General features: G+C 60.5%; 2 protein-coding genes, 1 tRNA gene and 1 pseudogene. 2 read left to right on the top strand and 2 right to left on the bottom strand.

Annotation, left to right across the window (positions count from 1 at the left end):
• Positions 1–30 precede the first annotated feature (30 nt).
• Positions 31–116 (bottom strand) — tRNA-Leu (locus LCF60_RS24490).
• A gap of 147 nt (positions 117–263) precedes the next feature.
• On the opposite strand from LCF60_RS24490, the gene LCF60_RS24485 reads away from it, so the two are divergent.
• On the top strand, positions 264–1,247 hold the full coding sequence (locus tag LCF60_RS24485) for a complex I NDUFA9 subunit family protein (protein ID WP_292295128.1): 984 nt from the start codon (positions 264–266) through the stop codon (positions 1,245–1,247).
• A gap of 3 nt (positions 1,248–1,250) precedes the next feature.
• Here LCF60_RS24485 and LCF60_RS24480 read toward each other — a convergent pair whose 3' ends face one another.
• Positions 1,251–2,054, bottom strand: coding sequence for an undecaprenyl-diphosphate phosphatase (locus tag LCF60_RS24480; protein WP_292295127.1), 804 nt, complete (start codon positions 2,052–2,054; stop codon positions 1,251–1,253).
• 217 nt (positions 2,055–2,271) lie between these two features.
• On the opposite strand from LCF60_RS24480, the pseudogene LCF60_RS24475 reads away from it, so the two are divergent.
• A pseudogene (locus LCF60_RS24475) lies at positions 2,272–2,530 on the top strand (NAD(P)-dependent oxidoreductase); the annotation flags it as partial.

Genomic DNA, 2,530 nt, shown 5'->3' with positions numbered 1-2,530 from the left:
GAAAAGCGTTTATCAATTAACTGACGAAAATGGTGCCCAGGAGAGGACTCGAACCTCCACGGCCTTGCGGCCACTGGCACCTGAAGCCAGCGCGTCTACCATTCCGCCACCTGGGCAGGTGTCGTGAGGCAGGCGTGTAGACGCCGACCGATCCGGTGTCAACGGCGATTTTGCGTGATCCGTTGCAATCGCCTTATCATCTTGTCCAAAGCGTTGTTGGGGGATAGGAAAGGGGTTGAACGCGCGCATTCCGGAGGCTTCTCATGTCCAAGCTCGTCACCATATATGGCGGATCAGGTTTCGTCGGCCGTTACATTGCGCGCCGCATGGCGCAGGCGGGATGGCGGGTCCGGGTGGCGGTGAGGCGGCCAAACGAGGCAATGCATGTCAAACCCTATGGAAATGTCGGCCAGGTCGAGCCGGTCTTTTGCAATATCCGCGACGATGCCAGCGTGCGTGCCGTGATGCGCGGGGCCGATGCGGTGGTGAATTGCGTCGGCACCTTCGACCGCAAGGGGCGCAACAATTTTCAGGCCGTACAGGCCGAGGGGGCCACGCGGATCGCGCGGCTGGCTGCCGAAGAGCGTGTGAGCCATCTCGTGCATCTGTCGGCCATCGGCGCCGATGCGCAGTCCGACAGCGAATATGCCCAGAGCAAGGCCGCCGGAGAGGCCGGGATTCTCGCATATTTCCCGCAGGCCATGATCCTGCGCCCGTCCGTTGTCTTTGGCCCCGAGGATCAGTTTTTCAACCGCTTCGCCGGAATGACGCGTTTTGGCCCTGTCCTGCCCGTGGTGGGTGGCGACACCAAGTTTCAGCCGGTCTATGCCGATGACGTGGCCCATGCGGCGGCCCTGGGGGCCGAGGGCCGCGCCGCGCCTGGTATCTACGAGCTTGGCGGGCCGGAGGTGGCGACGTTCCGCGACCTGATGCGCGTGATGCTGCGGATCGTTCGGCGGCGGCGTCTGATCGTGAACATTCCGTTTGGCATTGCCGCCGCGATGGCGTGGGCGATGGAACTCGTGCAGACGGTGACATTCGGTCTGATTCCGCCGCAGATCACCCGCGACCAGGTGCGCAGCCTGCGGGTGGATAACGTGGTGAGCGAGGGTGCCAGGGGCTTTGCCGATCTGGATATCACGCCTGCGGCGATCGAGGCCGTGCTGCCCGATTATCTCTGGCGCTTCCGGCCTGCGGGGCAATACGAGGCAATCAAGGAATCGGCCCGGAACCTGCGCAGTCTCTGATCGTCAGCTATAGGCTATGCCCAGCAGGAAAACGCCAAGCACGAGCCGATAGATCACGTAGGGTGTGAAGCTGACACTCTGCAAGAGCCGCATCATCAGTCCGAGCGCCGCGAGGGCCGCGACAAAGGCGAAGGCAGCAGCGGTCGCGGCACTGATGAGGACAGACGGATCGGCCTCTATTGCCGCTTGCGTCCCGAGCAGAACGGCGCTCGCGACGATGGTCGGAATAGACATCAGCATCGAGATGCGCGCTGCTTCCTGCCGCCGATAGCCGAGGAAGCGCGCCCCGGTGATGGTGATGCCAGAGCGTGACGTGCCCGGGATGAGGGCGATGGCCTGCCAGACCCCGATCACCATCGCATCGGTGATATTCCAGTCCTCGGTGGTTTTCTTGCGTCGACCGATCTTGTCCGCCCAGTAAAGCACCAGCCCGAAGATGATCGTGGCCCAGCCGATCACTTCGATTGAGCGCAGGCTTTCATCATAGCCGGAGAGCTTGAGCAACGCACCGAAGGCGATCACCGGGATCGAGGCGACGAGCAAGAGCTGCGCCAGCCGTGCGCCGGGCGTGTCGGCCCGTCCGGCGAGCGCGTCTGGCAGGCCGATCACGGCCCCGCGCACATCTGACCAGAAATACAGGGTCACGGCGAAGAGCGTGCCGACATGCACCGCCACGTCGATGACCAATCCTTGATCGTCCATGCCGGTGAGTTTCGGCAGCAGGATGAGATGACCCGAAGAGGAAATCGGCAGAAATTCGGTGATTCCCTGAATGACGGCGACGAGGAAGATATGAAGTAACGTCATTCTTGAAGGCCCTGTTCACTACCAGTGCAGCTATAAACCTTTGTGTTTGCGGCGCAATCAGCAATACAGGTCCGAAACGGACCTAGTATTCATGAAATCTTTACTTTTTTCCAAACTGCCAGGTCATATTTTTGCATATAGGTCATGTGTTCTGACTTTTAATCCAATAAGTGTTGGAGTAGAGACATGCGGTGCAAAGACTTCGGGAGGGCACGTAGTGGCTAAGCAACCCATGCTGAAATTCGTGACGGTCGGGCGGGACATGCCCGAGAAACGGGCGGCAGAGGCGCGTCGGCAGGATTTCCATGAGATCTATGCTGAATACGCCGATGCCAAGGCCAAGGAGCAGGCCGGGCAGTGTAGCCAATGTGGCGTGCCCTATTGACAGACGCATTGCCCGCTGCACAACAATATCCCTGACTGGTTGCGTCTCACTGCCGAAGGGCGGCTGAAGGAAGCCTATGAAATCAGTCAGT

The organism is Marivita sp. (genome assembly GCF_020055635.1).
GTDB lineage: Bacteria > Pseudomonadota > Alphaproteobacteria > Rhodobacterales > Rhodobacteraceae > Marivita.
Note: the sequence above shows the minus strand (reverse complement) of the source record. Positions and strands in the feature narration are given on the sequence as shown.